1 protein-coding gene is annotated in these 219 nt (G+C 54.8%); it reads right to left on the bottom strand.

The window, feature by feature from the left end:
* Positions 1 to 214, bottom strand: a 214-nt coding sequence (locus H7U37_RS15490; protein WP_272873500.1) for a transposase, incomplete at its 3' end; no start/stop codon positions are given.
* Between the last annotated feature and the right edge of the window lie 5 nt (positions 215 to 219).

The following is a 219-nucleotide window of genomic DNA, read 5'->3' as shown; positions in this document are numbered from 1 at the left end:
TAAATACTGCCTTGGGAGAAAGGTACCCCGCCTCCGCCACCTCCTCCAGAATCCAACGGAACACCTGGTCCACCGTCTCCTCGGTAAAACGGTGCCGGAAATTATAGCTTACTGTGGAAAAGTGGGGCGTTTCCTCCTGCAATGTATATCCCAGAAACCAGCGGTAGGCCATATTCAACCCCACTTCTTCTGCAGTCCGCCGCAGGGACGGCAATCCGT

The sequence above is a fragment of the Pseudoflavonifractor phocaeensis genome, from assembly GCF_016901735.1.
GTDB lineage: Bacteria > Bacillota > Clostridia > Oscillospirales > Oscillospiraceae > Pseudoflavonifractor_A.
Note: the sequence above shows the minus strand (reverse complement) of the source record. Positions and strands in the feature narration are given on the sequence as shown.